29 protein-coding genes and 2 pseudogenes are annotated in these 26,821 nt (G+C 33.7%); 24 read left to right on the forward strand and 7 right to left on the reverse strand.

Annotated elements, in window-relative coordinates:
- The first annotated feature begins 469 nt into the window (after positions 1-469).
- Positions 470-3,106, forward strand: a complete 2,637-nt coding sequence (gene colA, locus AC1DS7_RS11765) for a collagenase ColA (protein ID WP_012261185.1) — start codon at positions 470-472, stop codon at positions 3,104-3,106.
- A 218-nt stretch (positions 3,107-3,324) separates the two neighbouring features.
- Here colA and AC1DS7_RS11770 read toward each other — a convergent pair whose 3' ends face one another.
- On the reverse strand, positions 3,325-4,704 hold the full coding sequence (locus tag AC1DS7_RS11770) for a catalase (RefSeq protein WP_002032901.1): 1,380 nt from the start codon (positions 4,702-4,704) through the stop codon (positions 3,325-3,327).
- Positions 4,705-4,974: 270 nt separating this feature from the next.
- Here AC1DS7_RS11770 and AC1DS7_RS11775 point away from each other — a divergent pair, with 270 nt between their 5' ends.
- Together AC1DS7_RS11775 and AC1DS7_RS11780 are read left to right on the forward strand one after the other, a co-directional pair.
- Complete coding sequence (locus AC1DS7_RS11775) at positions 4,975-6,192, forward strand: aspartate aminotransferase family protein (protein WP_002032900.1); 1,218 nt, start codon at positions 4,975-4,977, stop codon at positions 6,190-6,192.
- 292 nt (positions 6,193-6,484) lie between these two features.
- Positions 6,485-7,936, forward strand: a complete 1,452-nt coding sequence (locus AC1DS7_RS11780) for an MFS transporter (RefSeq protein WP_012261183.1) — start codon at positions 6,485-6,487, stop codon at positions 7,934-7,936.
- Positions 7,937-8,004: 68 nt separating this feature from the next.
- Here AC1DS7_RS11780 and AC1DS7_RS11785 read toward each other — a convergent pair whose 3' ends face one another.
- The 3 genes from AC1DS7_RS11785 to AC1DS7_RS11795 are packed head-to-tail and all read right to left on the reverse strand — an operon-like array spanning position 8,005 to position 11,178.
- Positions 8,005-9,114 (reverse strand): DUF4018 domain-containing protein, encoded by a 1,110-nt coding sequence (locus AC1DS7_RS11785; RefSeq protein ID WP_016101149.1) that lies wholly within the window; start codon positions 9,112-9,114, stop codon positions 8,005-8,007.
- Complete coding sequence (locus AC1DS7_RS11790) at positions 9,089-10,252, reverse strand: DUF58 domain-containing protein (RefSeq protein ID WP_016101150.1); 1,164 nt, start codon at positions 10,250-10,252, stop codon at positions 9,089-9,091. The genes AC1DS7_RS11785 and AC1DS7_RS11790 overlap by 26 nt, the downstream gene beginning before the upstream one ends.
- Positions 10,249-11,178 carry an AAA family ATPase gene (locus tag AC1DS7_RS11795; protein WP_002032896.1) on the reverse strand — a complete coding sequence of 310 codons (930 nt, stop codon included), beginning with the start codon at positions 11,176-11,178 and terminating at the stop codon, positions 10,249-10,251. Before AC1DS7_RS11795 ends, AC1DS7_RS11790 begins: the two co-directional genes overlap by 4 nt.
- A gap of 204 nt (positions 11,179-11,382) precedes the next feature.
- Here AC1DS7_RS11795 and AC1DS7_RS11800 point away from each other — a divergent pair, with 204 nt between their 5' ends.
- Positions 11,383-11,700 (forward strand): PadR family transcriptional regulator, encoded by a 318-nt coding sequence (locus AC1DS7_RS11800; protein ID WP_001013435.1) that lies wholly within the window; start codon positions 11,383-11,385, stop codon positions 11,698-11,700.
- 7 nt (positions 11,701-11,707) lie between these two features.
- On the forward strand, positions 11,708-12,235 hold the full coding sequence (locus AC1DS7_RS11805) for a DUF2812 domain-containing protein (protein WP_016101151.1): 528 nt from the start codon (positions 11,708-11,710) through the stop codon (positions 12,233-12,235).
- A gap of 322 nt (positions 12,236-12,557) precedes the next feature.
- On the opposite strand, the gene AC1DS7_RS11810 is transcribed toward AC1DS7_RS11805, so the two are convergent.
- Entirely contained in the window at positions 12,558-12,806 is a 249-nt protein-coding gene (locus AC1DS7_RS11810; protein WP_000433610.1) for a hypothetical protein, read from the reverse strand.
- Positions 12,807-13,088: 282 nt separating this feature from the next.
- On the opposite strand from AC1DS7_RS11810, the gene AC1DS7_RS11815 reads away from it, so the two are divergent.
- From AC1DS7_RS11815 to AC1DS7_RS11870, 12 genes and pseudogenes are all read left to right on the forward strand, one after another.
- Positions 13,089-13,472, forward strand: a complete 384-nt coding sequence (locus tag AC1DS7_RS11815; protein ID WP_002084828.1) for a VOC family protein — start codon at positions 13,089-13,091, stop codon at positions 13,470-13,472.
- Between the two features lie 15 nt (positions 13,473-13,487).
- Positions 13,488-14,030: a GNAT family N-acetyltransferase gene (locus tag AC1DS7_RS11820; protein ID WP_476998985.1), complete on the forward strand. Its 543-nt coding sequence runs from the start codon at positions 13,488-13,490 to the stop codon at positions 14,028-14,030.
- Positions 14,030-14,614 (forward strand): kinase, encoded by a 585-nt coding sequence (locus AC1DS7_RS11825; RefSeq protein ID WP_340775671.1) that lies wholly within the window; start codon positions 14,030-14,032, stop codon positions 14,612-14,614. Before AC1DS7_RS11820 ends, AC1DS7_RS11825 begins: the two co-directional genes overlap by 1 nt.
- Positions 14,604-14,705: pseudogene (locus AC1DS7_RS11830) on the forward strand (DUF3887 domain-containing protein); the annotation flags it as partial. The gene AC1DS7_RS11825 and the pseudogene AC1DS7_RS11830, both read left to right, overlap by 11 nt.
- A gap of 175 nt (positions 14,706-14,880) precedes the next feature.
- Positions 14,881-15,006, forward strand: coding sequence for a hypothetical protein (locus tag AC1DS7_RS11835; RefSeq protein WP_321175480.1), 126 nt, complete (start codon positions 14,881-14,883; stop codon positions 15,004-15,006).
- Between the two features lie 60 nt (positions 15,007-15,066).
- Positions 15,067-15,336: a hypothetical protein gene (locus AC1DS7_RS11840; protein WP_476998986.1), complete on the forward strand. Its 270-nt coding sequence runs from the start codon at positions 15,067-15,069 to the stop codon at positions 15,334-15,336.
- 42 nt (positions 15,337-15,378) lie between these two features.
- Positions 15,379-15,741 carry a hypothetical protein gene (locus tag AC1DS7_RS11845; protein ID WP_476998987.1) on the forward strand — a complete coding sequence of 121 codons (363 nt, stop codon included), beginning with the start codon at positions 15,379-15,381 and terminating at the stop codon, positions 15,739-15,741.
- Positions 15,742-15,764: 23 nt separating this feature from the next.
- Complete coding sequence (locus tag AC1DS7_RS11850; RefSeq protein WP_002032882.1) at positions 15,765-16,208, forward strand: hypothetical protein; 444 nt, start codon at positions 15,765-15,767, stop codon at positions 16,206-16,208.
- A 22-nt stretch (positions 16,209-16,230) separates the two neighbouring features.
- Complete coding sequence (locus AC1DS7_RS11855; RefSeq protein ID WP_340775665.1) at positions 16,231-16,401, forward strand: hypothetical protein; 171 nt, start codon at positions 16,231-16,233, stop codon at positions 16,399-16,401.
- A 210-nt stretch (positions 16,402-16,611) separates the two neighbouring features.
- Complete coding sequence (locus tag AC1DS7_RS11860; RefSeq protein ID WP_340775662.1) at positions 16,612-17,196, forward strand: SMI1/KNR4 family protein; 585 nt, start codon at positions 16,612-16,614, stop codon at positions 17,194-17,196.
- 198 nt (positions 17,197-17,394) lie between these two features.
- Positions 17,395-17,559: pseudogene (locus tag AC1DS7_RS11865) on the forward strand (DUF3887 domain-containing protein); the annotation flags it as partial.
- 102 nt (positions 17,560-17,661) lie between these two features.
- Entirely contained in the window at positions 17,662-17,973 is a 312-nt protein-coding gene (locus AC1DS7_RS11870) for a hypothetical protein (RefSeq protein ID WP_002136994.1), read from the forward strand.
- A gap of 42 nt (positions 17,974-18,015) precedes the next feature.
- On the opposite strand, the gene AC1DS7_RS11875 is transcribed toward AC1DS7_RS11870, so the two are convergent.
- Together AC1DS7_RS11875 and AC1DS7_RS11880 are read right to left on the reverse strand one after the other, a co-directional pair.
- Complete coding sequence (locus AC1DS7_RS11875; RefSeq protein ID WP_002084833.1) at positions 18,016-18,231, reverse strand: helix-turn-helix domain-containing protein; 216 nt, start codon at positions 18,229-18,231, stop codon at positions 18,016-18,018.
- Positions 18,232-18,241: 10 nt separating this feature from the next.
- On the reverse strand, positions 18,242-18,724 hold the full coding sequence (locus AC1DS7_RS11880) for a DUF2975 domain-containing protein (RefSeq protein WP_002190008.1): 483 nt from the start codon (positions 18,722-18,724) through the stop codon (positions 18,242-18,244).
- A 353-nt stretch (positions 18,725-19,077) separates the two neighbouring features.
- Here AC1DS7_RS11880 and AC1DS7_RS11885 point away from each other — a divergent pair, with 353 nt between their 5' ends.
- The 7 genes from AC1DS7_RS11885 to AC1DS7_RS11915 all read left to right on the forward strand — a co-directional run bounded on the left by AC1DS7_RS11885 (position 19,078) and on the right by AC1DS7_RS11915 (position 26,499).
- The gene (locus AC1DS7_RS11885) at positions 19,078-19,866 is read left to right on the forward strand and encodes a DeoR/GlpR family DNA-binding transcription regulator (protein ID WP_340775655.1); all 789 of its coding nucleotides are present in this window, start codon (positions 19,078-19,080) and stop codon (positions 19,864-19,866) included.
- A 164-nt stretch (positions 19,867-20,030) separates the two neighbouring features.
- Positions 20,031-20,897 carry a carbohydrate ABC transporter permease gene (locus AC1DS7_RS11890; protein ID WP_340775652.1) on the forward strand — a complete coding sequence of 289 codons (867 nt, stop codon included), beginning with the start codon at positions 20,031-20,033 and terminating at the stop codon, positions 20,895-20,897.
- Between the two features lie 10 nt (positions 20,898-20,907).
- The gene (locus AC1DS7_RS11895) at positions 20,908-21,726 is read left to right on the forward strand and encodes a carbohydrate ABC transporter permease (RefSeq protein WP_476998988.1); all 819 of its coding nucleotides are present in this window, start codon (positions 20,908-20,910) and stop codon (positions 21,724-21,726) included.
- Between the two features lie 25 nt (positions 21,727-21,751).
- Positions 21,752-23,113, forward strand: a complete 1,362-nt coding sequence (locus AC1DS7_RS11900; RefSeq protein WP_340775645.1) for an extracellular solute-binding protein — start codon at positions 21,752-21,754, stop codon at positions 23,111-23,113.
- Positions 23,114-23,191: 78 nt separating this feature from the next.
- Positions 23,192-24,619, forward strand: coding sequence for a CehA/McbA family metallohydrolase (locus tag AC1DS7_RS11905; RefSeq protein ID WP_476998989.1), 1,428 nt, complete (start codon positions 23,192-23,194; stop codon positions 24,617-24,619).
- Positions 24,612-25,319: an HAD family hydrolase gene (locus AC1DS7_RS11910; protein ID WP_476998990.1), complete on the forward strand. Its 708-nt coding sequence runs from the start codon at positions 24,612-24,614 to the stop codon at positions 25,317-25,319. The genes AC1DS7_RS11905 and AC1DS7_RS11910 overlap by 8 nt, the downstream gene beginning before the upstream one ends.
- A gap of 61 nt (positions 25,320-25,380) precedes the next feature.
- The gene (locus tag AC1DS7_RS11915) at positions 25,381-26,499 is read left to right on the forward strand and encodes an ABC transporter ATP-binding protein (protein ID WP_476998991.1); all 1,119 of its coding nucleotides are present in this window, start codon (positions 25,381-25,383) and stop codon (positions 26,497-26,499) included.
- Positions 26,500-26,821: the final 322 nt, after the last annotated feature.

Below are 26,821 nucleotides of genomic sequence, written 5' to 3' on the forward strand. Positions count from 1 at the left end.
CGATATTTTCTGTTGATTTGAAATAGGAAAAGGTAAACAAATATATTAGCTTTATGTAATATGTTTGTTTACCTTTTTTTGAGAGATTTAAAAATTTGGGATGTTGTTAGTTGAAAATTATTTACTGGCTAATGAACATAACATTCAATGAATTTATTCTTCATAAAAATTAGATTTTGTGTCAAAAGATTTATACAGTGCTGAACCATCTATGTATATTTTATTCTACAGTATTAATAAAAGAATGTTGGCTATTCATAAGAAATAGCATTGGCACAGTTTTTGCTTGTATTAAATGTAAGGAAGGGGAATTGTATGTAAGGAATCTGTATTCGTAATAGTATAAAACAAGCTACTATTGCATCATTGATCATACTTGTATTTATAGCGGAACTGTAAATACATACAAATAAGTATGTTCTGGTTTTAATATTCTGAATTTTCTTTAAAATTATTAGGGGGCAATGGTATGGTTAAATATTCGAAAATTTCTAAGCTGATTCTTGGTGTGGGACTAGTGACAATATCATGTAATGGTTTGCAAATTCAAGCAGAGACAAAAGAGAAAAATGTGAAGAGCGTATTACAAATGGAGCCGGTAGGAATACAGAAATCTGTTGATGAGTTGGCGCACTCTTCAACAGTACAAGAAAATGCATCTTTTACAAAACGGTTAAAGTTATCGGATTTATCGCAGCGTCCGCTAGCACCAAACGAGGATGTTAAACCGTTAGCTGAAGAAAAAAAGTATTCGATGGCTGAGTTAAATCAATTAAGTAACAAACAATTAACTGATCTTCTTGTGACGATTAAATGGTATCAAATCCCGGAGTTATTTCAGTTTAATAGTGATAGTCTCAAGTTCTATCAAGATGATAGCCGAATGCAAGCAATCATTAATAAACTAGCAGAACAAGGTCAAACTTATACGAAAGATGATTCAAAAGGGATTGAAACGTTAGTAGAAGCTCTACGTGCAGCATTTTATTTAGGTTTTTACCATGATGAATTAAGCAAACTAAATGAGCGTAGCTACCATGATAAATGTTTACCGGCTTTAAAAACAATTGCAAAAAATCCGAATTTCAAACTTGGTACATCAGAACAAAATAAAGTTATTTCATCATATGGGAAATTAATTGGAAATGCATCGGCTGATGTTGAAACGGTTTTATATGCAGGTGAAATTTTTAAACAATATAACGATAATCTTGCAACTTTCATTGAAGACCGAACGAAAGGAGACGCTATTTATGAGTTGATGAAGGGAATTGACTTTGATATTCAGACGGATATGTACACGACTGGAAAAGAGCCAAAAGATACGATGTGGTATCGCAATATTGATAACTTTATTAATGAAGTAAATCGTTTTGCACTAATTGGTACTGTAACAAATAAAAACGGATGGTTAATTAATAATGGAATTTACTATGCTGGTCGATTAGGCAAGCTTTATAGTACACCAACAAAAGGCCAGCAAGTTGTTACAGAAGCGATGCGGATTTATCCACATTTAGGGGAGCAATATTTTGTTGCAGCAGAACAAATTACTACAAATTACGGAGGAGTAGATGCGAACGGAAAAACAATAAGTTTAGATCAAATTCGAGAAGAGGGTAAAAAGAAATATTTACCGAAAACGTATACGTTTGATGATGGAGCTATTGTCTTTAAAACAGGGGATAAAGTTAGCGAAGAGAAAATTAAACGTCTATACTGGGCGGCAAAAGAAGTACGCTCTCAATTTTATCGTACAGTTGGTAGTGATAAACCACTTGAAAGTGGACATGTTGATGATGTGTTAACGATGGTTATTTATAATAGTCCAGATGAATATCAATTTAACCGTCAATTGTATGGATATGAAACGAATAATGGTGGAATGTACATTGAAGGAACGGGAACTTTCTTTACATATGAACGTACACCAGAGCAAAGTATTTATAGTTTGGAAGAATTGTTCCGCCATGAATTTACACACTACTTACAGGGAAGATACGAGGTTCAGGGATTATGGGGCCAAGGGGAAATGTATCAAAATGAACGTTTAACATGGTTTGAAGAAGGGAATGCAGAGTTTTTTGCAGGTTCAACGCGATTAGATAGTGTAGTACCACGAAAAAGTATAATTGGTGGATTATCTTATGATCCTGCAAAACGTTATACAGCAGCACAAACATTAAATGCGAAATATGGAACGTGGGATTTTTATAACTATTCGTTTGCATTGCAATCATATATGTATAATAACCGTCCTGAAATGTTCGATAAAGTGCATGATTTAATTCGTGCAAATGATGTTTCAAGTTACGACGCATATCGTTCTACATTAAGCAAAGATAATAAATTAAATGAAGACTATCAATCTTATATGCAAATGCTTATTGATAATCGCGATAAGTATACAATTCCACAAGTATCAGATGAGTACTTAGCGCAGCATGATCCAAAATCGATTTCGGATGTTACATCAGATATCACAAATGAAGCAAAGTTAAAAGATGTGAAGGTAACAAAAAATAAATCACAATTCTTTAATACATTTACACTACAGGGGACATATACAGGAAGTGCGGCAAAAGGAGAAATTGAGGACTGGAAAGTGATGAATCAAGCAACAAATGATATGTTGAAACGTCTTTCAGGAAAAGAGTGGACTGGATATAAAACATTGACTGCTTATTTTGTAAATTACCGTGTTAATAATGCTGGACAATTTGAATATGATATTGTATTTAGCGGAGTGAATACGGAAGAAGGTACGGCTGTAGAAAAAGAACCGAATAATTCATTTGATACAGCGAATCCACTATCTTTGAACACTTTATTAAGAGGAAACTTAAGCGATCAAGATCAGGGGGATAAATTTGTTATCGATGTAAAGGATCAAAAAGATTTACAGATTTCTGTTACGAACGAACAAAACCTTGGAATGAACTGGGTATTATATTCTGAATCAGATCTAAATAATTATGTAGCTTATGCAACTAAACGTGATGGAAACAAATTGCTTGGAAATTATAATGCGAAGCCAGGGAAATATTACTTAAGTGTATATAAGTATGGCGGTGGAACAGGGAATTATACAGTGCAAGTAAAATAATTTACTATAGTTTGTTTTGAAAGGCTACTTATCGCATTTTTTAGTTAAATAAAGTATTTAATGTTAAACATTAAACTACTTCAATATACCCCTGTTCTATAATTAGAACAGGGGTATATTGGTTTTATATTTTTAAATTATATAACCTCATTGGATTTTGACAAGAAAATAATTAATATAGATTTGAATTCTCATTCGTAAAGCATGTTTTAATCTTCTTAATGCTCTTTCATTTTTGTCCCAATGCTTGTTTTCAAATCAGTTGATACTTGATCGAAATACCCCAAAACTATCTTCCTAATATCATCGGATATAACGTTCAAATCACTAGCTAAATTTTCAGCAAGGTGTTCTTTCTCTATTTGTGTTAACTTTTCATAAAATTCACCAGGCTGCCCAAAGTCGTCTTTCTTAGTTATAGAAGCTCTTTCAAGTTTTCCTTCAACGTATCTTCCGTCACCGCTAGTTGCTTGATTAGCAGGTGTCCAATCTTGCTGTTGGTTGATCGCTATTTTACGAAATTCAGGTCCAATTCTTCTTCTTTGAGAATCACTATAAATGTTAGCACGACCTTGCAGCATTTTATCATCTGATAGTTCTGCACCGTCTAGTAAATTAGAAGGGGAGAAAGCGACTTTTTCTACTTGTTCTTTATAGTTTTCAGGATTTTTATTTAATACCATTTTGCCTACTGGTATAAGAGGATACTCCTTTTCATCCCATACTTTTGTATCATCTAAAGGGTCATAAGAAAGGTGTGTTTCATCTTTAGGATCCATGAGCTGGACATATAAACCATATTCCACTGCTTTACCAGCCTCAATTGTATCGTATAAATCTTTCCCGCTATAATCAGGATTTTCGGCGGCCAGTTTATTTGCTTCCTCACTAGTAATGAATTGTACACCTTCAAATGGATACCAATGATACTTTACATACTTTCGATAACCTTGAGCATTTCTCCAAACATATGTATTTACACTATGTCCTGGGATGTGGCGAAGACTTTTTGCCGTACCAGCATCAGAGTATAAACGGACAACAAAGTGAATGGATTCGGGTGCTCTAGCAACAAAATCCCAAAATCTATCAGGGTCTATTAAGTTATTTTTAGGTGAAGGCAATAACGCATTAATAGTTTCAGGGAAACGCATCGGATCACGAACAGAAAAGACAGGAAGGTGATTACATAAAAGATCAAATACGCCTTCTTTTGTATAAAATTTTGTAGCAAAACCCCGTACATTTCTAGAAGTATCAGGTGTTCCTTTAGTACTAACAGCTAATGAAAATCGAACCATAACAGGAACTTTCTCATTTGAATTTTGTAAAAAGCTTAGTTTTGTATGTTCAGACATCGGATATATCGTTTGAAAATAACCGAATGCACCAAATCCTTTTGCATGAACAGGTCTTTCTAAAATTTTTTCGTGAATAAATTCTTGTAACGCCTCGTGCAGTACATTATCTTGTTTTAAAATAGGTCCACGTGAACCAACTGTTTGAGAGTGAAGTATAGCTTGTTCATTACGTTCTCCATTTTCATTAAAGCCTTTTCCTAGTAAAGATTGTCCCTGTTTATCATAGTTTTCATCCATCGATATAGCCTCCAAATCTTTTTTTCCATTGTTACTAAATATGATTTTATAGCCTTGATTATGTATGACACGCAAAGTTCAAAATAGTAATAGACCGCTAGATGAAAAAAACGTGTATGTAGTGGACCTGTTGAAATAGAAGAAATTATGGAAAAATGAATATCGGGAAGAAAATTACTATTAAAATTACAATCTTAAAAATGAATTTATACATGACTTTATAGAGAATGAACATAAATAAACAGGGAAAATAACTAGGAGGAATTTAAAATGTCGGATTGGTTTCAATTAGATAAAGAATATATGATGCCTACGTATTGTCGTACGAAGGTTGCAATAGAAAGAGGAGAAGGGTGCAAGCTTTATGATGTGGATGGTAAAGAGTATGTAGATTTATTTTCTGGTGTCGGAGTGAACGTATTAGGGTATAATCACCCGAAAATCGTGCAAACGACAATGGAACAAGTTACGAAATCTCTGCATCTCCCATTTCATTTTTTAAACCCAGTTGCGATTGAGTATGCAAAGAAATTAGTTGATTGCTCTTTAAAAAATGGAAAAGTCTTTTTTACAAACTCTGGTACGGAAGCGACAGAAACAACGTTGAAATTAATTGATAAATATAGAGTGAATACGCATGAGGAACGTGAAGGAATCGTAGTGCTGAAGAATAGCTTCCACGGGCGTACGTTAGGGGCACTTCATTTTACGAGACAAGAAAGTGTATATCAAAATTTCCCTAAAACATCGATTCCAGTATATGAAGTAGAGCGCGAGAATATAGAGCAATTAGAAGAAACAATTGTTAAAGAAAATCCAATTGCGATTATGCTAGAGCCTGTATTAGGTAGCGGGGGGATATACCCTTTATCGGGTGAATATTTACATGGTGTTCAAAACTTATGTGATAAATATAATGTCATTCTTATTGTTGATGAAGTTCAAAGTGGTATGGGGAGAACTGGTAAACTATTTGCTTATCAAAATTTCAATATTACACCGGATATTATTCAAATTGGTAAGGGAGCAGGAGGCGGGATACCGCTTGGCGGAATTATTGTAGGTGAAAAGTTATGTGATGTATTTGCACCAGGAGATCACGGCACAACGTTTGCTCATTCTTCAATGGGAACGGCTTTAGGGTTAACGGTTTTAAATACATTGATTGACGATGGTTTAATGCAAGAAGCGTATGAAACATCACACTATCTAAATGATAAATTGCAAGAAATTCAGAAAGAAAATTCTTATTATATTCAGGAAGTACGTCATGCTGGAATGATGTTTGGAATTAGTTTGAATGATAAGAATGAAAATGTTAAGAAATTACAGGTGGAGCTAATGGAGAAAGGAATGTTAGTTGATGTTACACAAGGGAACATCATCCGTTTACTTCCTCCATATATAATTACTAAAGAAGAAATTGATGCATTTATTTATGAGTTTATCTCCTGTATTCATAGCTTATCAGCTATAGCGAGTGTTTAAAAAACTTTATAAAAAAGCACCTTATTTTTAATTCAAATAGGAGTGAAAAAAATAAATTTACATATTAAAATAAAAAGCTGAAAAAGGTACTCGTATAGCGCCTTCTTCAGCTTTTTAAAATAGTAAATTACTTAATCTAGGAAGCATCTCGTTGGACAAATAATTAATTATGTGAAACAATAATAACAGATAAGGAGACGTTGCTTTTCCTTAAGTGCTTCGTATTGAATTTATTCTAGTAAGAGAAGGTGTGCTTAAAGAAGTTAAATTAAATAAGGGGCTGTTTTACTATATGCAACAAAATAATGATTTGAATTTTGAACCTCAAGACGTTAATATTGTCAATTCTAAACAAGCGAAAAAAGCAGTTATTGCTACTGGCATTGGGAATGCAATGGAGTGGTTTGACTTTGGATTATACGCGTATTTAGCGGTAATTTTAAGTCAATTATTCTTCTCAGGTGTGGATAATAGTGGTTTGCAACTTGTACTAACATTTGGTACATTTGCGGCGGCCTTTCTCGTTCGACCAATCGGAGGTATTTTCTTTGGTAGAATAGGAGATAAATACGGCCGAAAGATTGTTTTAAGTACAACTATTATTTTAATGGCACTTTCTACATTATTCATCGCATTACTACCAACCTATGAACAAATTGGTGTATGGGCACCAATACTACTTTTAATTGCTCGAATGATTCAAGGCTTCTCTACAGGCGGCGAATATTCAGGAGCAATGGTTTATATCGCAGAATCTTCTCCAGATAAAAAGCGTGGTATACTCGGTAGTGGTCTTGAAATTGGAACACTCTCAGGTTACATTGCTGCCTCGGTAATTGTTACCATTTTGACGTTATTATTAACAGATGAGCAAATGCTCAGCTGGGGATGGCGTATTCCTTTCTTAATTGCTGCACCAATTGGTTTGGTCGGTTTATATTTACGACGTCATTTAGATGAATCTCCAATCTTTCAAGAGATGGAAAAAGCACAAGAGGAATCTGAAGACAACGAACAATTTTCATTTATGGATATATTAAAATATCACAAAAAAGACTTCTTATTAAGCACAGTAATTGTTGCCTTCTTTAACATTACAAACTATATGATCCTTTCGTATATTCCTTCTTATTTAACACAAGTACTAAAAGTCAAAGAAACAACGGGCTTATTAATTATTTCAATTACGATGGCACTTATGATTCCACTGGCACTTTATTTCGGTAAATTAAGTGATAAAGTAGGTAATAAACGCGTAGTACAAATTGGCTTACTTGGTTTAGCATTATGTTCAATTCCAGCATTTTTATTAATTGGTAACGGACATATTGTAGCCATGTTTGCGGGTATTTTCATTTTAGGTTTCTTCCTTAGTGTATATGAAGGAACATTGCCTTCGTTATTACCAGCACTCTTTTTCACCGATGTACGTTATCGTGCGCTTTCTATCTCCTTTAATATTTCTGTATCTATATTCGGTGGTACAACACCGCTCGTATGTTCATACTTAGTTCATGCTACTGGTAATCCACTAGCACCAGCATTTTATTTAACAGGTGTAAGTGTAATTGGATTAATTGTGTTTAGTGTACTGTTTGTCACAACCTCAGGACGTGCACTAAAAGGTTCTTACCCTACTGTAGAATCGAAAAAAGAAGCACATCAAATCGCTAAAGAGGATCCTGAAGAAACACTTTGGTGGCATGAAGAATCTTTAGAAATTGAAGCAGGAAAAAAAGCATAATTTGTGAAAAGCAACGTGGACTTTTACACAAAAAGACTCCTAGTTTAATAGGAGTCTTTTTGTATACATCATTTTCTCTTCTTCTTCAAACTCTTCTGATACGCATAAAGTTTATGAACCTCTTCCTTAAATTCATGCAGAAGTACAGTGTTTTCACCATTTGAATAACGCACTGCATTATACGCGTCTATAATAATATGACTCTGAATATTTACCTCTTCTTCATCATTAATTCTTTCTAGCCAAGCTTCAACAGTTTCTCCTCGTTCTCGGTTTAAAGGAGGAGATAGCTTGCTCTCGAGTTTGAAAATTTCTTTCCGAATTTCGTTATTTGGTGGTTTATTTCGTTTGAAGCGTTTTTGGCTAATGCCTTCTTTATCAGTAATGATTGTAGATTCAAAGACAGGGATATTTGGTAAACTTAAATGTTTTCGTTTTTTTACTATTTTCCAAACGACGTAAATAGAGATGGCTGTACAGGCTATTATTGTAATGCTATTTATGAGAGTTGGATCAAAAGGACGCTGCCCCAATTCCTCTTTAATTTGAGGATCTTTTAAATTTCCTTTATTCGACCAAAAGTCGTCTGTATCTTTTAATGCAGCTGCCGAGAACAATGGATTTAAAGCATAACCAAATCCTAAGGCAACTACTTGTATGATATAAGAAAAAAGAAGCCGAATATAAGGAAATACCGGAATAAGTAAAGCGCTAATTATTCCAATCGTAATAATAGAAGTGAAACGTAATAGCTGTTGATTACGATTGGAACCTGTTAACCAAAATGTAATCATAATGTGTAAAGTTAATAGTAACAATTTCCACACTGGCGGAAAGGGGGCATAAAATATAGCTGAAACGACAAACCATACAATACCGCCTAACGATTTTTGTACTGGATATCCCGGTCCAACAGAGTGTACGATAAAGAAAAACAGTGGTAATAATATTGTGTCTAAAATAGAGAAAGGGAGAAAGATAGAACAACCGATTATTTGAATAACTAACAGTAGTACAAATCCTGTTGTTTTTTTATTCATAAATTTATGAATAAGAAATACTCCTACATAACCGGTCACTAAAAATATAGCAATACCAACTAGTTCGTCCCTTTCTGTTAATAACGAAAGGAGGAGGAGCAGAATAAAGTCATTAACGTGATAGAGCCAAGTTTTCAAGCTTTTCCACCATCCCTTCATTATTAATGAGGAACGTAGGCTGAGATAGAAGAGGGAGCTCCTTTTTCTGCAAACCAATGTATATCATTGTAGATGAGCGTTCCCTTTTTCTCGTTACATAATGAAGAAATCCTTGTTTCGGAAGTAGCGTACTATCATCAGAAATACGTGCTAATTCTTCTAACGCTTTGGCGTAATGTGTTTGTCCTTCGTTTAATGGTAAAAGCAAAGGGCCACCTTCTGCTAAAACGCTAATAAATAACTCAAACGGAATTTGATGCTTCGTTGCGTATTGGCAAATGTATGTTGTAAAAGAAATAAGGTCTTCTACATTCTCTTTCCAACCAAACCCACGATCAGCAGCTAAAGAAAGACAAATTGTCCAACTATAATTTTTTACAGGTTCATATTGCTTCGCTTGTAACGCCTGCATTTTAGCAGATGCTTTCCAATGAATAGAGCGGAAAGATTCACGTTCATATCGTTTAACACCGATAATAGATGTTTCATCATTGTAAAAAGAGAAATTCGTTCGATACGAACCTGTTAATAGTTGCTGAAGTTCTTGTAAACCGGCTACCTCTTTAGGAGAAGGGTACACAATAATTTCAGTCTTTAACTTATCGAAAACAGGTAAATGTACAGTTAAAAGATGAAAAGGATCTTTTAAAACACATTCAAATTGTTCAATTTGAAACACACCACGCTTCGTTGCGGTTAATGTTAAATCCCATTTTTGTGCCGAATGAGCAGGTTGTGAAAATGGGAAAGAAAATAACGTTTTTGATATTTGTTCAATCCCTTGATCTTTATGCGGTATAAGGGAAGAATCTAAATGAAAATAACAAACACCATTAACGAGTGGTATATTTGCCCCATTTTTTAAATGAATAAAAAACTGTCCAGATTCATCAGGGAAAAGCCGAGTTGTTTGTTTCTCGTTTATTACTTGAAACTTTTTCTCTATGTAAGCGACATATTTATAAATAAAAATCGCAAATAAATAGTAGAAGAAAAAGAGAAACATAATAATTCGTTGCGGCAGAAAAAACGTAAATAGTATAGCGCCTGGCACAGTTAATTGAATAATATGGAGCTGAAAAAATAAAGGTACAGTTACAACGCGCTGTCCATTCATGCTTGTTCAATCTCCACAGGTACGTCTACTTCTTTTAAAATCCTTTGCATTAATTCATTTTTTGTCGTACGTAAAGCTCCTTCCATTGACAAGACGATACGGTGATTCCAAACAGAAGGAACTAAAAATTGTATATCTTCAGGCGTGCAATATTCTCTCCCGCGTAAAAAGGCTAATGCTTGAACGGCACGTACTAAAGCTAATGTAGCACGCGGGCTTACACCGTTAGCAATGTAATCATGATTTCTTGTAGCGTGAGCAAGCTTAATAATGTAATGTTCTAATGGTTCTGATACGAAAATTTCTTTCACTTGTTTCTGTGCTTCTAAAATGTCTTCTAAAGAAATGACAGATGTGACGCTTTCTAACGGTGCATTGTTACGAAAACGGCGCATCATTTTTAATTCATCTTCAGGAGACGGATAACCAATTGAAATCGTCATTAAAAAGCGATCAAGTTGTGCATCTGGAAGAGGGAAAGTTCCTTGTGATTCAATCGGGTTTTGCGTCGCAATAACAAAGAAAGGTTTCGGAAGAGGAGTAGACTGCTTTTCAAGCGTTACTTGTCGTTCTTCCATCGCTTCTAACAAACTAGATTGTGTTCTCGGCATCGCGCGGTTAATTTCATCCGCAAGTAATATGTTTGTCACGACTGGTCCAAGTCTTAACTCGAATTCACTAGTTTTTGGATTGAAATATTCAATACCTGTTACATCACTCGGAAGTACATCAGGGGTAAATTGAACGCGAGAAAAATTACCACCAATGCTTTTAGAAATTGTTTTTGCTAGTAATGTTTTCCCGGTGCCAGGAACGTCTTCAAGCAGTACATGTCCATCAGCAAGTAATGAAACGAGGAGTAAATCAATTACATTTTCCTTACCGACAAAAACAGATCCTATGTTTTCTTTCAATTTAGTTATCATATGTATCATTCCTTTCAAAATAAAAGCGGATATTTCTATATTTTAACAAATTATTCAGAAAATTGATATGATTTTTTAATTTGAAGAAATGGATATTTAATTTTAAAATTCCACTTGCATATTTTGGAATATGATTATACAATATCGGTATACGATATATCGAAAGTCGATATATCACGAAGCGATGTATCGGAGGTAGTTATAATGAATGGGAAAGCGCAAAAATACATTCCATTAACTGAGGCGACATATTACATATTGTTGTCACTTGTAAAGCCAATGCATGGTTATGGAATTATGCAAATGGTAGAAGAGATGACAAATGGGGAAGTAAAGCTCGGTCCTGGTACTTTATACGGGAATACGACGAAGTTATTAAAAGAGAAATTGATTGTTGAAGTTGCCTCTACAGACAGAAAGAAGTGCTATGAGTTAACACCGTTTGGGAGAGAAGTGTTAGAGCTAGAGTATAACAGACTGCAGAGATCTGTAAGGAATGGAAACAGTATATTAGGGGAGTGAATGGAAGATGGAGACAAAAAGGGTATTTAAATTTTACGCGGGATGGAGTTTAGAAAAAGAGGAAGCCTTTTTAAGAAAAATGCATCAACAAGGCTGGGCACTACAAAAGTATAATGTAATGTATACGTTTAAGAAAACTGAGCCGAAAGATGTAATATATAAAGCAGATTTTAGATTGGATTATAAAGATTCAAAGGAAAAACAAAAAGAATATATTGAAATATATAAAATGTGTGGATGGAAACATGTAACGAGTTTTATGAAATGGAATTATTTTTGTAAAGAAGTAGAAGAGGAAAATGAGTTGCCTGATATATATTCAGACAAGGAAACGAGGATACAAAAACTTACTGAGTTGTTACAGTTCATTGCAATTATGTTTGCAATGTTAATTCCATCGATTTACTTATGTTTCTTTGGAACATCAGAATCTGGATTATATAAAGGTATGGTAGGGTTATTTGTTTGTTTATATTTATATCTAATTACTATTGTATCTTGCCAGATTAAAAAATTAAAAAAGGAAATTTTTTAACAAAGAGTAGGTTTATTAAAGTAGTTGGTTGGTATGGGAATCAACTACTTTAATTTCTATATTCTTTTATTTTGTTCGCTCTTTTTTATATAATAAGAACTGTATATTTGAGGTGTAAAACAGCGAGAGAAGTACGAATCTCGACAGAGTTATAAAGGGGGAATATTTCCAAAAAGGGAGAGGGGCAACTTTTAAAAAGATTTGCTATCAGTTGTTGCTTAATCCAATTTTCCGTACCTTAGGTTATACATCAATTAATCATCTTACTTACGTAAAACGAAAAACCCCCCTATTGAAAATTGGTAGGGGGTAATAAAAATGTTTAAGAAAAAGACTGATTTTGCGCAGGTTTTATAAATTGCTCTGGGTTTTCAACAAGCCCGCATACAGCACATTGGACGCGGTAAGTAGGTCCTTGATAAGCCATATGAAAAGCGTTCATCGTTTCATTTGTGTATTCTTCTTCTACTTGACCAGTTTGCGGATTTAATTTTACTGGTTTTACTTGTTGCTCAAGAATATTAAAGCGCGTTCGGTTCGTTTTACAGCTTGGACATAGCATTGGTTCCATATGTATACACCTCCATTTGTAGCATTTCTTAAGCGGTATGATTTTATGCAAGTAAAAAAACTTTCTCAATATAAATAGGTGTTTATTATATTTAAAATTCAGAAAAAATAAAATATAATAAATGTAAGAACTGGTTATGTCCAAACCAAATCTCCTGTTTTATGCCAATAAGCTGGGGGGCCGAGAAATCGGCCTCATTTTTTTGTGCTCATCTCAATAAGGTACAAGGTTTTTAAAAACATTTGTCGAATTTTTAGAGGTGAAGGTTAAGGGGGAATAATTATGAACTTAAAAATGAAATACATTATTTTATATGTAGAAAAGTTTGAGCAATGTCTTCAGTTTTATAAAGAAATTTTAAGATTGCCAATAAGAGCAGAGCACGGTACATATATTGAATTTGAAACAGGAGCAACAATTTTAGCGATGAATACACGAGAGGATGTTAAGGAGTTAACGGGACTACCTCTTACAGAAGGTGTACTACAATCTTCCCATTTTGAGTTAGGGTTTGTTGTAGAGGATGTAAAGGAAACGATTGAGAAATTAAAAGAACAAGGGGTGAAAGTTCTAGTTGAGCCAATCGTAAAACCGTGGGGACAAACAATTGCTTACATTGCCGATCCAGACGGTAATTATATTGAAATTTGTAGTTCATTAGAATAGAAGGAGAAAAAGAGGATGGGGTTTCCAAAATTAGAAACAGAACGTTTACTATTAAGAGAACTTACACTATTAGATGCAGAAGCGATGTTCCATTATTTTTCAAAAGAATCCGTTATTCGTTATTTCGGAATGGACTCTTTCGAAAATATTGAGCAAGCGAAAACGACTATTCAAACGTTTAGAAAGCGTAATGAAGAGGGAAGCGTATTTCGCTGGGGAATAGAGAAGAAAGGTACGGATCAATTAATTGGTACGTGTGGGTTTCATTTAATTAACAAGCATCATAAACGAGCTGAAATTGGTTATGAGCTAGATGATACATATTGGGGACAAGGATACGCAACCGAAGCACTGCAAGCAATGCTAGCTTACGGATTTGAAACGTTGCATTTTATAAGAATTGCAGCTGTCGTATATATAGAAAATGAAGCTTCCCGTAATTTATTAAAAAAATCCGGATTTCAAGAAGAAGGATTACTTCGAAAATATATGATTCAAAATGATGTTGCTCATGACACGGTCGTTTATTMATTATTAAAAGAAGATTGGCAAAAGTAATGAGCACAAATGAGATAATGAAGGTTATTAAGGACCATAAAGATGAGCGATTTATATTAGGTATAGACGGACTAAGTCGTTCGGGTAAAACAACGTTGGTTAAAAAATTAGAAGAAAATATGAAACGAAATGGAATCCCGTTTCATATTTTTCATATTGATGATCACATAACCGAGCGTAACAAGCGATATAATACTGGATTTGCAGAATGGTATGAGTACTATAACCTTCAATGGGATATCGATTGCTTGCAGCAAAACTTATTTCAAAAGTTACAAAGTGACATGCAATTAGAGTTGCCATACTATCATGATGAAACAGACTCATGTGAAATGAAAGAAATACAGCTTCCTTTAGTAGGTGTAATAATTGTAGAAGGAGTTTTTCTGCAGCGAAAAGAATGGAGAGATTTTTTTCATTATATGGTGTATTTGGATTGTTCAAGAGAGACAAGGTTTCTACGTGAAAGTCCAGAAACGCAGAAGAATCTTTCAAAGTTTCAAAGTAGGTATTGGAAAGCTGAGGAGTATTATTGGGAAGCGGAATCTCCGAGGGATAGGGCGGATTTAGTAATTACAAAATGAAGCTAAGTATAAAGAAGTGCATGGGAAATTTGATAGCAAGATGAAAACCGCATTATCAGAGGGGAAAATGAAAGATCTTACGCCTGTAATGTTAAGCGATAATAAAGTTGTTTAAAAAATAATAAAATCCTTTAAAAAATAATAAAGTTCTTTAATTCTTATAGAACTAACCATGCAGGTTAGCTCTATAAAAAAATTTCAATTTATTACAAAGTGTAGAAAAGCATAATTTTTCAAAGGCAAAGCAAGAATGGGTATATTATGGAATGGTAGACAATAAGTTAACTGTCATCTATGTTGCCATGAAAGAGTTTAACTGGCATGAACTACAATTTGTAGGGCAGTTTATGAGTTCACAACAAAGAGAACGCTATAATATCATATTAAAATAAAAGAGGGGTAGAACATGCCATTCCATATAGGTAGTGCAAGAGCAGGTTTTACTAAGGTAAGTGGTACTAGGGGTAGGTGCATTCTATAAGTATTTAGGATATAGAGAAAACGGTAAAGATGTAATGGAACGACACGAAGCTTATGTTGAGGATATTCATGTAGAAACTGTAACGAAATACGGTAAAGTATACTGGAATGCGATTGATAGTGAACTAGAATATGCAAAAAAAAAGATTAGTGAACTAGGATATACAGAAAAGGAAACTCTTAGAGATGTATTACTTAGGGCAGATAGATGTTTGAGAGACTATGGTTACGCTATAAAATAGTGGACTTTAGGAGAAATAAATCTATTTAAAGGGGTACCAAGGATGGGGAAATTCAAGAAAGACCAAAAAGTAGTTGCACTTACATTTGAGGGGTTAACGCCATGTACCATTGTAAGAGTTGGTTGGATTTTTATTACGGTACAGGTAGAGGAAACAAAACATCTGTATTCGATTACAAAAGGTAAGATAGTTCCTTTAGAAGAAGACAAATACTACTTATTAGAAGAGTGTATAAATGAAGAAGGTAACTTTGAAATAGGCGATGTGTTTGGTATTATTGATTCATCGAACTTAGAAAGTGTAAAGAAAGAATTTGCTAACAACGGTGAATTCGAGAAGAAAGATGGACAATATTATACAAAACTTAAAACAGGTAGTGAGTTACTGAAACAATACTTCAACTAATATTTCACAAAGGAGTATGCAATATGATTGAGATGAAACAGGTAAAAGTAGGGAGAGACCAAAAGGAGTCTCTTTTTGTTTTAAATGGTGAAGGTGACATTATATTAAGTACAGAGAAAAGGTCCATCTTAAACAGTTGGTGTAATCTATTAGGGATAGAGATACCGACTAATGTAAAAATAACAGAAGTAGACAATGTACATATAACTACATATCAAGTAGAGAAGACTGTCATGTGTAAGGAATTTATAGATAAGAAAGAAGTACCTTTAGGGGTATCTCCTTGTCTAACCTTTGTACCTATGAAAGACTGTGATGAATACATGGAAGTAATTGCTTACGTACATATTGACGAGAAAGTCACAACAATCTATATACCGCATGAAACTTCAAATGTATTTGTAGAGTTGTATACAGGAGAAGTAGACACTAGTGTAAAGTTACCATTTTTAAATTATAATTTCTAATTTCTAATAGGATGGTAGGAACATGATTCCAAATATAGAACTAGGTATCAAAACGGTAAAGGGTCAAGACTTAAAATTAGGTGATATATTAAGTGCAGATGGGTTAATAGACGAAGAAGGTAACTTACATGCACAAGTAAAGAGTGAACCATCAATTGCATTCGAGTTAGAAGGTTTTATCATAGTAGAGTGAAAATGACCTAATTTTGATATTTACGTACATATTTCAAGTGGGAAAATATGCTCAACTCATCCTATCAATAATTACAATGGGATTATCTGCTTACATTTGCTTGAACAAAAAGATGAAATGAGGCTTTCGATAAAAATGAATAATCTTATTTATGTTAGGTATATAGACTAATAAAAAAATTTTATATTTTATTATTGGGAGGACGAAATAATGGATTTGGTAAACAAATTTTTAAACGGCTTGAGAGCAGCATTATCAACAGATGACCTCGAGGCACTAAATAAAGCGTACGGTGCTACAAAAGATGATATTGATACATTAAGGTCAGAATATCCAAATTGTCCAGAATCACTAATCTCTTTACTTGAAAATATTGATGGTACATATTGGCGGAAATATGGAGCAAACAAAGTTGCGGTATGTATTTTAGGCTCAGATGTTGAAGAGTATCCATATTATTTGCTTTCTACACAGCAGATGCTCGAAAGTTCAAAAGAAGAAGAAGACGTCTCCTATCTTTTAGAATACCAAGATGACGAGGATACTGTTGATTCTAAGATAAATCCAAAAGGACTTCTCCCTGGCACTTATATTCATTTTTCAGACTGTATGAACAATGGTGGAACATCAAGACTCTATATTGATTTTAACCCTTCTGATGAAGGTGTATGTGGTCAAATAATTCGTTTTTTGCACGACCCTGATGAATATGAAGTGATTGCAAACAGCTTTGATGAGTATTTACAGGATCTTATTGATGGTGATTTTAATTTTCTAGAAGAAGAATCTCAATAATTTGTGAAGAATTACACTTCAACTAATGGGAGCTTTAGTTGAACAAGATTTAAACAAATTTATTATTTATATTTGTCTACAAACTCATTTAAAAGGTTAGAAATTAAACAACTTTAAAGTGCCTTACTACAATATGATTTGTAGCGAGGCTCTTATATTTTTAAATCAGAATTAAATAACATTATTATCACTTTACATGTAATTGAAAAAGCTGGTATATTCGAAAAGATTGAAAAAAAGTCGATTGAAGAAAAAGATGGTTTATATACTGTTGTTCTTGTAGCAAAATATAGTAAAGAACAACGTACCTTTATCATAACTTATAACGCTAAAGAAGAAATAGCTGGTTTATATATTAAATAAAAACAGATACAGTGGAAGTTTCCACTGTATCTGTTTTTTTTAACCAAATTATGGTTATTCGTGCTAATATGAACACATAGCTATATAAAAGGGGTGGGTATTATGAAAACCGAAATAGTTCCCAAAAAGAAGTACAGTATAATAAGCTATTTATCTTTACTCATCGGAATTATGTGTTTTTTATTCGTTTTTATAACTCCGACGAGAATAGCGAATGCGGGAAATATAGTTGGAGATTATGTAACGATTGCTCTTACAGGTGTAGGTATTATACTTTCAATAATCACAATGACGAAACAAACAGAGAAGAAGGCAATTGCAATTATCTCATTAATACTTTCCTCATCATTTTTTATTTTTTGGATTATCGCGATTATCTTATTGTTTACTGGGCAAATAAGTTTTGCGCCTTAATGAGCGATAAAAAGAGTCCTTCATTACGAGAAGGACTCTTTTTTATTCGCTATCTTCAGGTTGATATTCTAAAATATCCCCAGGCTGGCATTCCAATGCTTTACAAATAGCATCTAAAGTTGTAATTCTAATTGCTTTTGCTTTTCCATTTTTTAATATAGAAAGGTTAGCCATTGTAATTCCAACCTTCTCCGAAAGCTCTGTTACACTCATTTTTCTTTTAGCTAACATTACATCAATATTAATTATTATTGCCATGTTATTCACCTCAGACCGTTAAATCATTTTCTGATTTTATATCTATCGCATCTTTTAAAAGTCTTTGGAGAACGGCAGCAAAGACTGCGATAACCATTGAAGCAAAGATTAGGAGCATGCCAAGTATAATAATACCTGGTGCGTCATCTCTCTCTGCTACAAGATAGAAGAGTGGCATACCTACCACATATAAAATACTGATTGTTACTGCGCAGTTTTTTATCTTTTTTAAAGCACTAACAGATAATTTCGAGAAAGCGTTACCCTTGTCAATGAAGCTTACAAGTTTAAAGGCTTGATATAGAGCAAAATAAAAAGGTATCACGGTTGCATATAGATTGATTAAAACAAGATATTTTATAAATGCAATATCCGGGAACAATTCCGCTGCATATTTCCCTATGTTAGGAACTAAAAATATACATAAAGCAAGAACAGGGATTCCAATCAGAATAATAGCTGTCTTTAAAAAGAGTGTTGATCCTTGTTTCATATAAAGCACCTCATTTAAATATTATCTATTTAATCTAACATGAAATTTATCGTTTAACAATAAATTTTTATTTATTATAATCTTGTTTTTATTGTTAAACCAATTTGAATTTTAGATGAAAATAAAAAGTGCACTCTTTATAAAAAAGGGCGCCAAACAAATAGATTTCCTGAAATAAAAAAGTATGATGAATATGGTGATATATATCATTGTTCCTTTGACGGAATATAGTGAAGATAATCGTTCCTTCTTTCTGTAAATGATGTTATGTTAAAAGTAACGATTAAGTCTTTCTAATAATAAGAGTTTTTAGAAAATCAATATTTTTCGTAATTTGAAGAGGTGTTAATGAAATGAAATCGTACACGCAATTTGAACGAAGAAAACACATACTAGATGAGTTAGAAAAGTACAACCGAGTTATGGTGAATGATTTAGCGAAGGTATTAAATGTTACAACAGAAACGATACGAAGAGATTTAGATATGTTGCACAAGGAAGGGCAGCTTACGAAAATACATGGTGGTGCAATTAAGAAGAAAGATCAAACACTAGAATTTCATTTTGATAAGCGCCGAGCTGAGAATATTGAAGAAAAACGAAAAATTGCAATGGAAGCAAGTAAACTCGTAGAAGATAATGATATTATCGCAATTGAAATTGGGACAACCACAATGCAAATTTTGGATTACATATACGATAAAAAGAATTTGACGATTTTAACAAACTCGATACCAGCTGTTAATAAAATTATTGAGCTTAAAGAACACTATGATTCCTTTGATTGCAGGCTAATAGTCATTGGAGGAATATTGAATACAAATTCATTAGCATTGTCTGGGGAGATGACGTTAAACTATCTTGACCATTTCACTGTTAATAAGTTATTTGCTTCGTGTGATGGAATTTCTTTAGAAAAAGAACTAACATGTTCGTATATTGAAGATGCACAAATATATAAGCAGTTAAAGCATAATGCCAAACAAGTTGTAATGATGGTAGATGAGTCAAAGTTTAATTTAACAAAGTTTTATAAAAGCGGGAATTTTAGTGATATAGATGCATTATATACAAATGCTAAGCTCGATGAGGCGTGGCAAGATGTGTTAACAAGTAATGGGGTAGAAGTAATAACAGTATAGAAAAACAAAAAGAAGACTATTTCTTAGTAAGTTGAGAAATAGTCTTTTTTATTGTTTATATGTTGTTTTATTTTGTTTATTTGTTGTTTTTTACAATTGGTTAACAAATTAACAACATTGTGTTAATAATATACTCGTACAATATGAATTAGGGGGTGGCAAGAATGCAAATAAAACTATCAAAAGCTGTGTTCTTTTTAATACCAGTTGGAATACCTCTAATAATATTTTGGATTATTCCGAATTTCATTAGTTTAGGTATTAGTTTTACTGATTGGGATTTTATGACGAATGATTTTAACTTTGTTGGTTTAGAAAACTATTTCAATTTATTTACACAAGATTCTTTTATGCAAGCATTGCTAAATACGTTTTATTTCGGAATTGGAACAGTGATTCCAACGATTGCATTAGGTTTAGGATTCGCATTATTCTTCCGAAAAAAATTCAAAGGTTCCGCATTGTACCAATTAATGATCTTTTCACCTTGGGTAACGCCAACAATAGCTGTATCCATTGTGTGGTCACTCTTATATGAACCTCAATTTGGAGTTATTAATAAAGTTCTAAACTTTTTCGGGATACCAGGTTTGGACTGGCTTCAAAGTAGTCAAACAGCGATGTTAGCAGTCATTATTGTGACAGTTTGGAAATTAGTTGGTTGGACGATGATCTTCTATATCGGCGCATTAGAAAAAGTTCCAGATAGTTTATATGAAGCAGCTAGTATTGATGGAGCGAATTCGTGGCAGAAATTTCGATATGTAACACTGCCAATGGTTTCATCAACAACTTTCTTCTTAGTTGTTGTCAATACAATTTCTTCAGTGCAGGCTTACGATCAAATAAAAATTTTAACACAAGGTGGACCTAGTGGTTCGACGCGTACGTTACTTTATTTATTCTTCCAACAAGGGTTTGAACAATTTGATATGGGATCTGCAACAGCAATCGCATTTATCATACTAATCATTACAATACTACTATCTGTTATAAACAAAATAATAGGTGACAAGTGGGTGAACTATTAAGGTGAATAATATGAAAAAAGGTCCATTAATCGTAAAGCATCTCTTTCTAGCGTTATCAAGTCTACTATTTATTTTTCCATTCATATGGATGGTGCTTGGTTCGTTTAAAACATCTAGTGAAGTATTACAAGGAGGGTTTTGGCCTAAAGAATTTCACTGGGAAAATTATCAGCAAGTATTAGATATACTTCCATTTAGCACATATTTATTTAATAGTTTCTATACTTCTTTCATCATTACTATATATGTACTTATTTCGTCAGCGCTTTTTGCTTATATGTTGGCATTTTATAAGTTTAAAGGTAAAAATCTTACATTTAGTGTTGTGATGGCAACTTATATGATCCCTGGAGCTGTATCGTATGTTCCTGTGTATGTAATGTTAGGTAAATTTGGTTTGCTTGATTCACATTTTGGATACATGATTTCTATGGCTGTTAGCGTATTCGGTATTTTCTATTTGAAACAAACGTTCCACAAAGTTGGTTTTGAAATAGTGGAAGCAGCCAAAATTGATGGAGCGAGTGATTGGCGAATTCTTTGGAAGATTATTTTCCCAATGACACGATCATCATTTGTAACTCTAGGATTGGTCACATTTATTGGTAACTATAATAATTACATTTGGCCAGCTCTTATTTTGAAAGATAATACACAAAAACTAATTACGAATGGAATTGCTGATTATTTCATTAATAGTTCTTTAGGACGAGATTGGTCACACATTATGGTTGCAAGTACAATCGCAACAGTGCCGCTCTTAATCGTATTTTTAATTCTACAAAAATGGTTCTTATCTGGTGTTACTGATTCAGGAATAAAGGGGTAATTAAATATTAAAGGAGATATGTGGGATGAAAAAACTATTCATGCTTCTAACAGTTTTAACATTGTTTGTTAGTGCACTTGCGGGTTGTTCAGGCGGAAAAGGAAGTACGGTTAAAGCAAGTAAAGAAGGCGAGAAGGTTGTTGTTCCATTCATTAATGGAGTGGGTGGTTCTCTTGCAGATCGTGTAGACAAGATCGTGGAAGAATACAATAAAAGTCAGGACAAATATGTAGTGAAAACGACGAAAGCGGGTAACTACGATGAGTCTTATCAAAAGCTACAAAGTGGATTTGCAGCGAATAACCAAGAAGCAATCGCATTACTAGGTTCAGACGTTATTCAAGAATATGTTAAAAAACAGTTAATCGTACCTTTAGATGAATCTGTAAAAAATGATACTGATTTTAAAAAGGAAGATTACGGAAAAGGTTTTATGGAGCAAGCAACAATTGACGGAAAGTTATATGGAATTCCATTTTACGGTACAACACAAATCTTTTATTACAATAAAAAGGAATTAGCAGAAAATGGCTTTACAAAAGAGGATTTAAAGACGTGGGAAGGTGTAGAAAAGGTAGCAAAAACAGTCGCAAAACGTGGTGAAAACGGAAATGTTTCATATGCTGGCTGGATGCCAATGTGGGGGACATCAAACTTAATTGATGCAGTCCGTAGTGCTGGTGGCAATGTATTAAGTGAAGATGGTAAAAAAGTATTAATTAACGATGATACTTGGGTTACGGTATGGGAGAAATTCCGCACATGGCTTCATGAAGATAAAATTATGAAAATACATTCAGGTGGTACTGGATGGGAATATTGGGATAAAACAGTAATTGATTTAGTAGAAGGCAGAACATTAGGATTTACAGGATCATCTGGTGACCAAGGATTTGTGTTCAAATCATTAGGTAAAGGAATGACTGAAGAAGAACGTCTTAACACGTTTGACGCATTGCCACAACCAGCTTGGGGTAGTAATAAACCAGCACCAAAATTAGAAACATATTTATTCACATTAACGAGAAATATTGATCCAGAAGTAGCAAAAGGTGCATATGACTTTATGAAATTTGCGACAAGTACTGAGAAAACGGCTGAATGGTCAATGGCAACAGGCTATATTCCTGTTCGTAACAATGTAACAGAGTACGGTCCATATGCTGAATTTGTTAAAAAGCAACCACAAGCATTAGTTCCGTTAGAACAAGCCAACAATAATGGAGTAGGACCATTTGTAGATCCAACGGGTGGAAAAATCAATGACGCTTTAAATGTAGCAAAAGATAAAGTAGAGATTGAAGGGGTTCCAGCAAAGAAAGCATTAGATGAAGCAGCTAAAGTTGCGCAAGAAGAGTTAGATAAAGTTCTGAAAAAGAAGAAATAAACCTGTTGTAGTACGAACGTGAGGTGCTTTTGAACGAAGGAAGTGCCTCTAAAATTCACTTGAAAAGGTGTGAGAACTATGATCGAAATAACAAGTACGATAACACTCTCTCCATTAGTGAAAAATAAACATTGTTTCCAAATGGATGAAACTGATATTACAAACTTTACATTAACAATTGATCAAGGGGATAGCCGGAAAATTCCGCTTTTACTAATTTTGAGAGATCCTAACGGTTATGTACGTATACAATATCAAACTCCAATTGTAAATGAAAAACTAGTCGTTTCGAAAGATTCAAAGTTTTGCTCAGCTGGTTGTATTGGAGGAGACATACAGTCAGGTAATTGGGAATTAGAAGTCGTCTATATCCCTCATTGTGCAAAGAAAGTAGTGAAATTTACTGGGAAAAAAGTTGACTATACAGTAAATATAGAAGTGAATGATCAGTTGGAGCGAAAGTATAATAGAGAGCATTTTTGTAAGGGCAATGTTTTTATCGATGAAGACCGTTTTAATAAGGTAGTAAATGAAGAACATCGCTGGTACAAAGGGGATTTTCATGAACATACAGATTTAACAGATGGCGAGATAGATGATGAACTTGGAATGAAAGTATGTGAAAAACAAGAATTAGATTTTTTATATGCGACGGAGCACAATATTGTTATGCCATCTTATGAAAAAGGAAACACATTAATTATACCATCTATGGAACTTACAACTCCTTATGGTCATTACAACATATTTGGCATAAGAGAATTTGTTGATTTTACAGAGTATGCAGATGAATCATTTAGCACTGAAAAAATGAATGCACTATTTTCACTCATGAAAGAAAAAGGGTATTTATTGAGTGTGAATCATCCATTTATGAAGCCTTGGGCGAACCAAGTTAATATTAACTTAGAAAATGTTCATACGATGGAAATTATGTGTGATCCAACTTATAAAAAAAGTAAATCATCTACTTTAGAAGCTTTGCGTTGTTTCGATCAAATGTGGTCAAATGGTCTTAAAATCTGGGGAATAGGAGGAAGTGATTCGCATTTACATCCATCTAAAACATTCCCAGGATCAAAAGACCCATCCATTTACGGTGATCCAGGAACATATGTATTATGTAACGGTTTATCAATTAAAAACTTGAAATTTGCGATCCAAAACGGAAGAATTTATTTCTCACGATTTAGAAAACTAACGATAGATATTCAAAACGAAGGTGAAACGATTGCTGTCGGCGATGAGGCTAAAGGAAATATTATTTATAACGTTCAAACAGATAAACCGTGTGAGTGGAGACTACTTATAAATGGAAGAACGATTGAAAAAGAATACGGCAGCGATGCAACTTTTGCATTCTCTTTAAATGAAGGGGCGTACGCTAGAGTTGAGGGATGGAAAGAGGACGAATTAGTAGCGTTTATTAATCCTATTCATAATAAGGTTCAGAATAAAAATATAAAAACATGGAATGAAGTTATAGGGGGAATAAAAGGTGAATAAAGCGATTATTTTTGATAAAGATGGAACATTAATACAGTTAGATTCAGTTTGGTACAAAATTGTGCATCGTGTGTTAGATGATATATTTCAAACGTATCCAAATGAAAAAAGTAAACGAGATGACTACTTAACGATTATTGGTATGAATGATAACGATTTTGAGAGTACGAGTTTACTAGCTTGTCGCACAAATTACTTTATTGCGGCTGCATGGTATTCGTTACTAGAAAATCAGTATGTGGATAAAGAGGATTTTATTCAAAATGTATGTCTTCTATTCAAAAAGTACTCTACTTCAGATGATCTTGTATTTACAGAAGTGGAAGGTGCAAAGGAAACGTTACGATATTTAAAAGACAATGAATATATTATTGGGGTTGTTACGGCAGATGATGTTGATGCAGCTATTCATTCTCTGAAAATGACTGAGTTATATGATTATGTAGATTTTTTAGGTGCAAATGATGGTGTGAATAGAACAAAACCTGAAAGTGACTTTTATCATATGTTTAAAGAACAATTTTCACTAACTGAAGAAGATGTGCTTATGGTAGGTGATACATTAACAGACGTTACATTTGCCAGAAATAGTAACATTAAAGTAGTGGGCGTCTTATCGGGTGCGAGCAAGAAGGCAGATTTAGAAGGAAAAGCGGATTATATTTTAGACAGTATGAAGGATATTTCGAAGATTTTATAATTCATGTCATCATAATTTTTAACAATATCTATAAATATAGCTCGAATTCTAGGAGGATATTATGGCTCAACTATCATTCAAAAACATTTACAAAAAATATGATCATGATGTGACAATCGTAAAAGATTTTAACCTAGAAGTAAATGATGGAGAATTTATCGTTTTGGTTGGCCCTTCAGGGTGTGGGAAATCTACAACATTACGTATGATTGCAGGACTTGAGGAGATTTCAGAGGGCGACTTTTATATTGACGGAAAACGTGTAAATGATATTACACCGAAAGATAGAGACATTGCAATGGTATTTCAAAACTATGCACTTTATCCGCATATGAGTGTGTATGAAAACATGGCATTTGGATTAAAACTACGAAAGTATAGTAAAGAAGAAATTGACCAGCGTGTGCAACATGCAGCAAAAATTCTTGGGCTTGAGCAGTATTTAAGCCGAAAGCCAAAAGCACTTTCAGGTGGGCAGCGCCAGCGTGTTGCCTTAGGCCGAGCCATTGTTCGAAATGCAAAGGTATTTTTAATGGACGAGCCTTTATCAAACTTAGATGCGAAATTACGCGTTCAAATGCGTGCTGAGATTACAAAATTACACAAGCAGCTGGAAACAACAACTGTATATGTTACACATGATCAAATAGAAGCTATGACGATGGCAACGCGCTTAGTTGTACTAAAAGATGGTATTGTACAACAAGTCGGTACACCGAAAGAAGTGTATGATAATCCAGAGAATGTATTTGTCGGAGGATTCATTGGCTCTCCTGGAATGAATTTATTCAAAGGAGTATTAACAGATAATGCAGTTATGATTGATAAGTGGAAAATTGAAGTGCCAGAAGAGAAGATGAAAGGCTTGCGAAATAATGGATATACGAATAAAGAAATCATAATAGGAATACGTCCAGAAGACTTTTATTATGGAAAAGAAATCGAGGATTTACCATATAACGCAAAAGTAACAGTACCGATTGATGTAGCAGAATTAATGGGAGCCGAAACATATCTATATTCTAATATTAATGGACAATCTTTTGTTGCACGTGTGGACACTTCTTTAGATGTGCAAAGTCAATCTAATATAGATCTAGGTTTAAATATGGACAAAGTGCATTACTTTGATTCAGAAACTGAGAAACGAATTGTTTTATCCCGCATTAACGGGCAGTAAACTCTCACCTCAAAATTCGGTGAATACGAGGAAGTTAGTTGGGAGATAACTGCCCGTAAAAGCCCGATTGGTTCAACTAATAATCAGAGGGGATGGAAAAAATCCCCTCTGATTAAAGTTTCACTTTATAGATAATAATTAATATGATTATACTTTTAGAATTTCTTCAACTACTACAAATAAATGAATAGTAACACGGCCGATTATCCTTTAGATTACAGGAAATCGGCTTTTTTATATAGAAGATCGCTTAGCGTACGAAAATCGCTTTTTGTTGGTAGTGCCCTGTCACTTCTTAAGTTGATGGATGTGTGATGCTACT

The sequence above is a fragment of the Bacillus sp. P4_E1 genome (assembly GCF_056401715.1).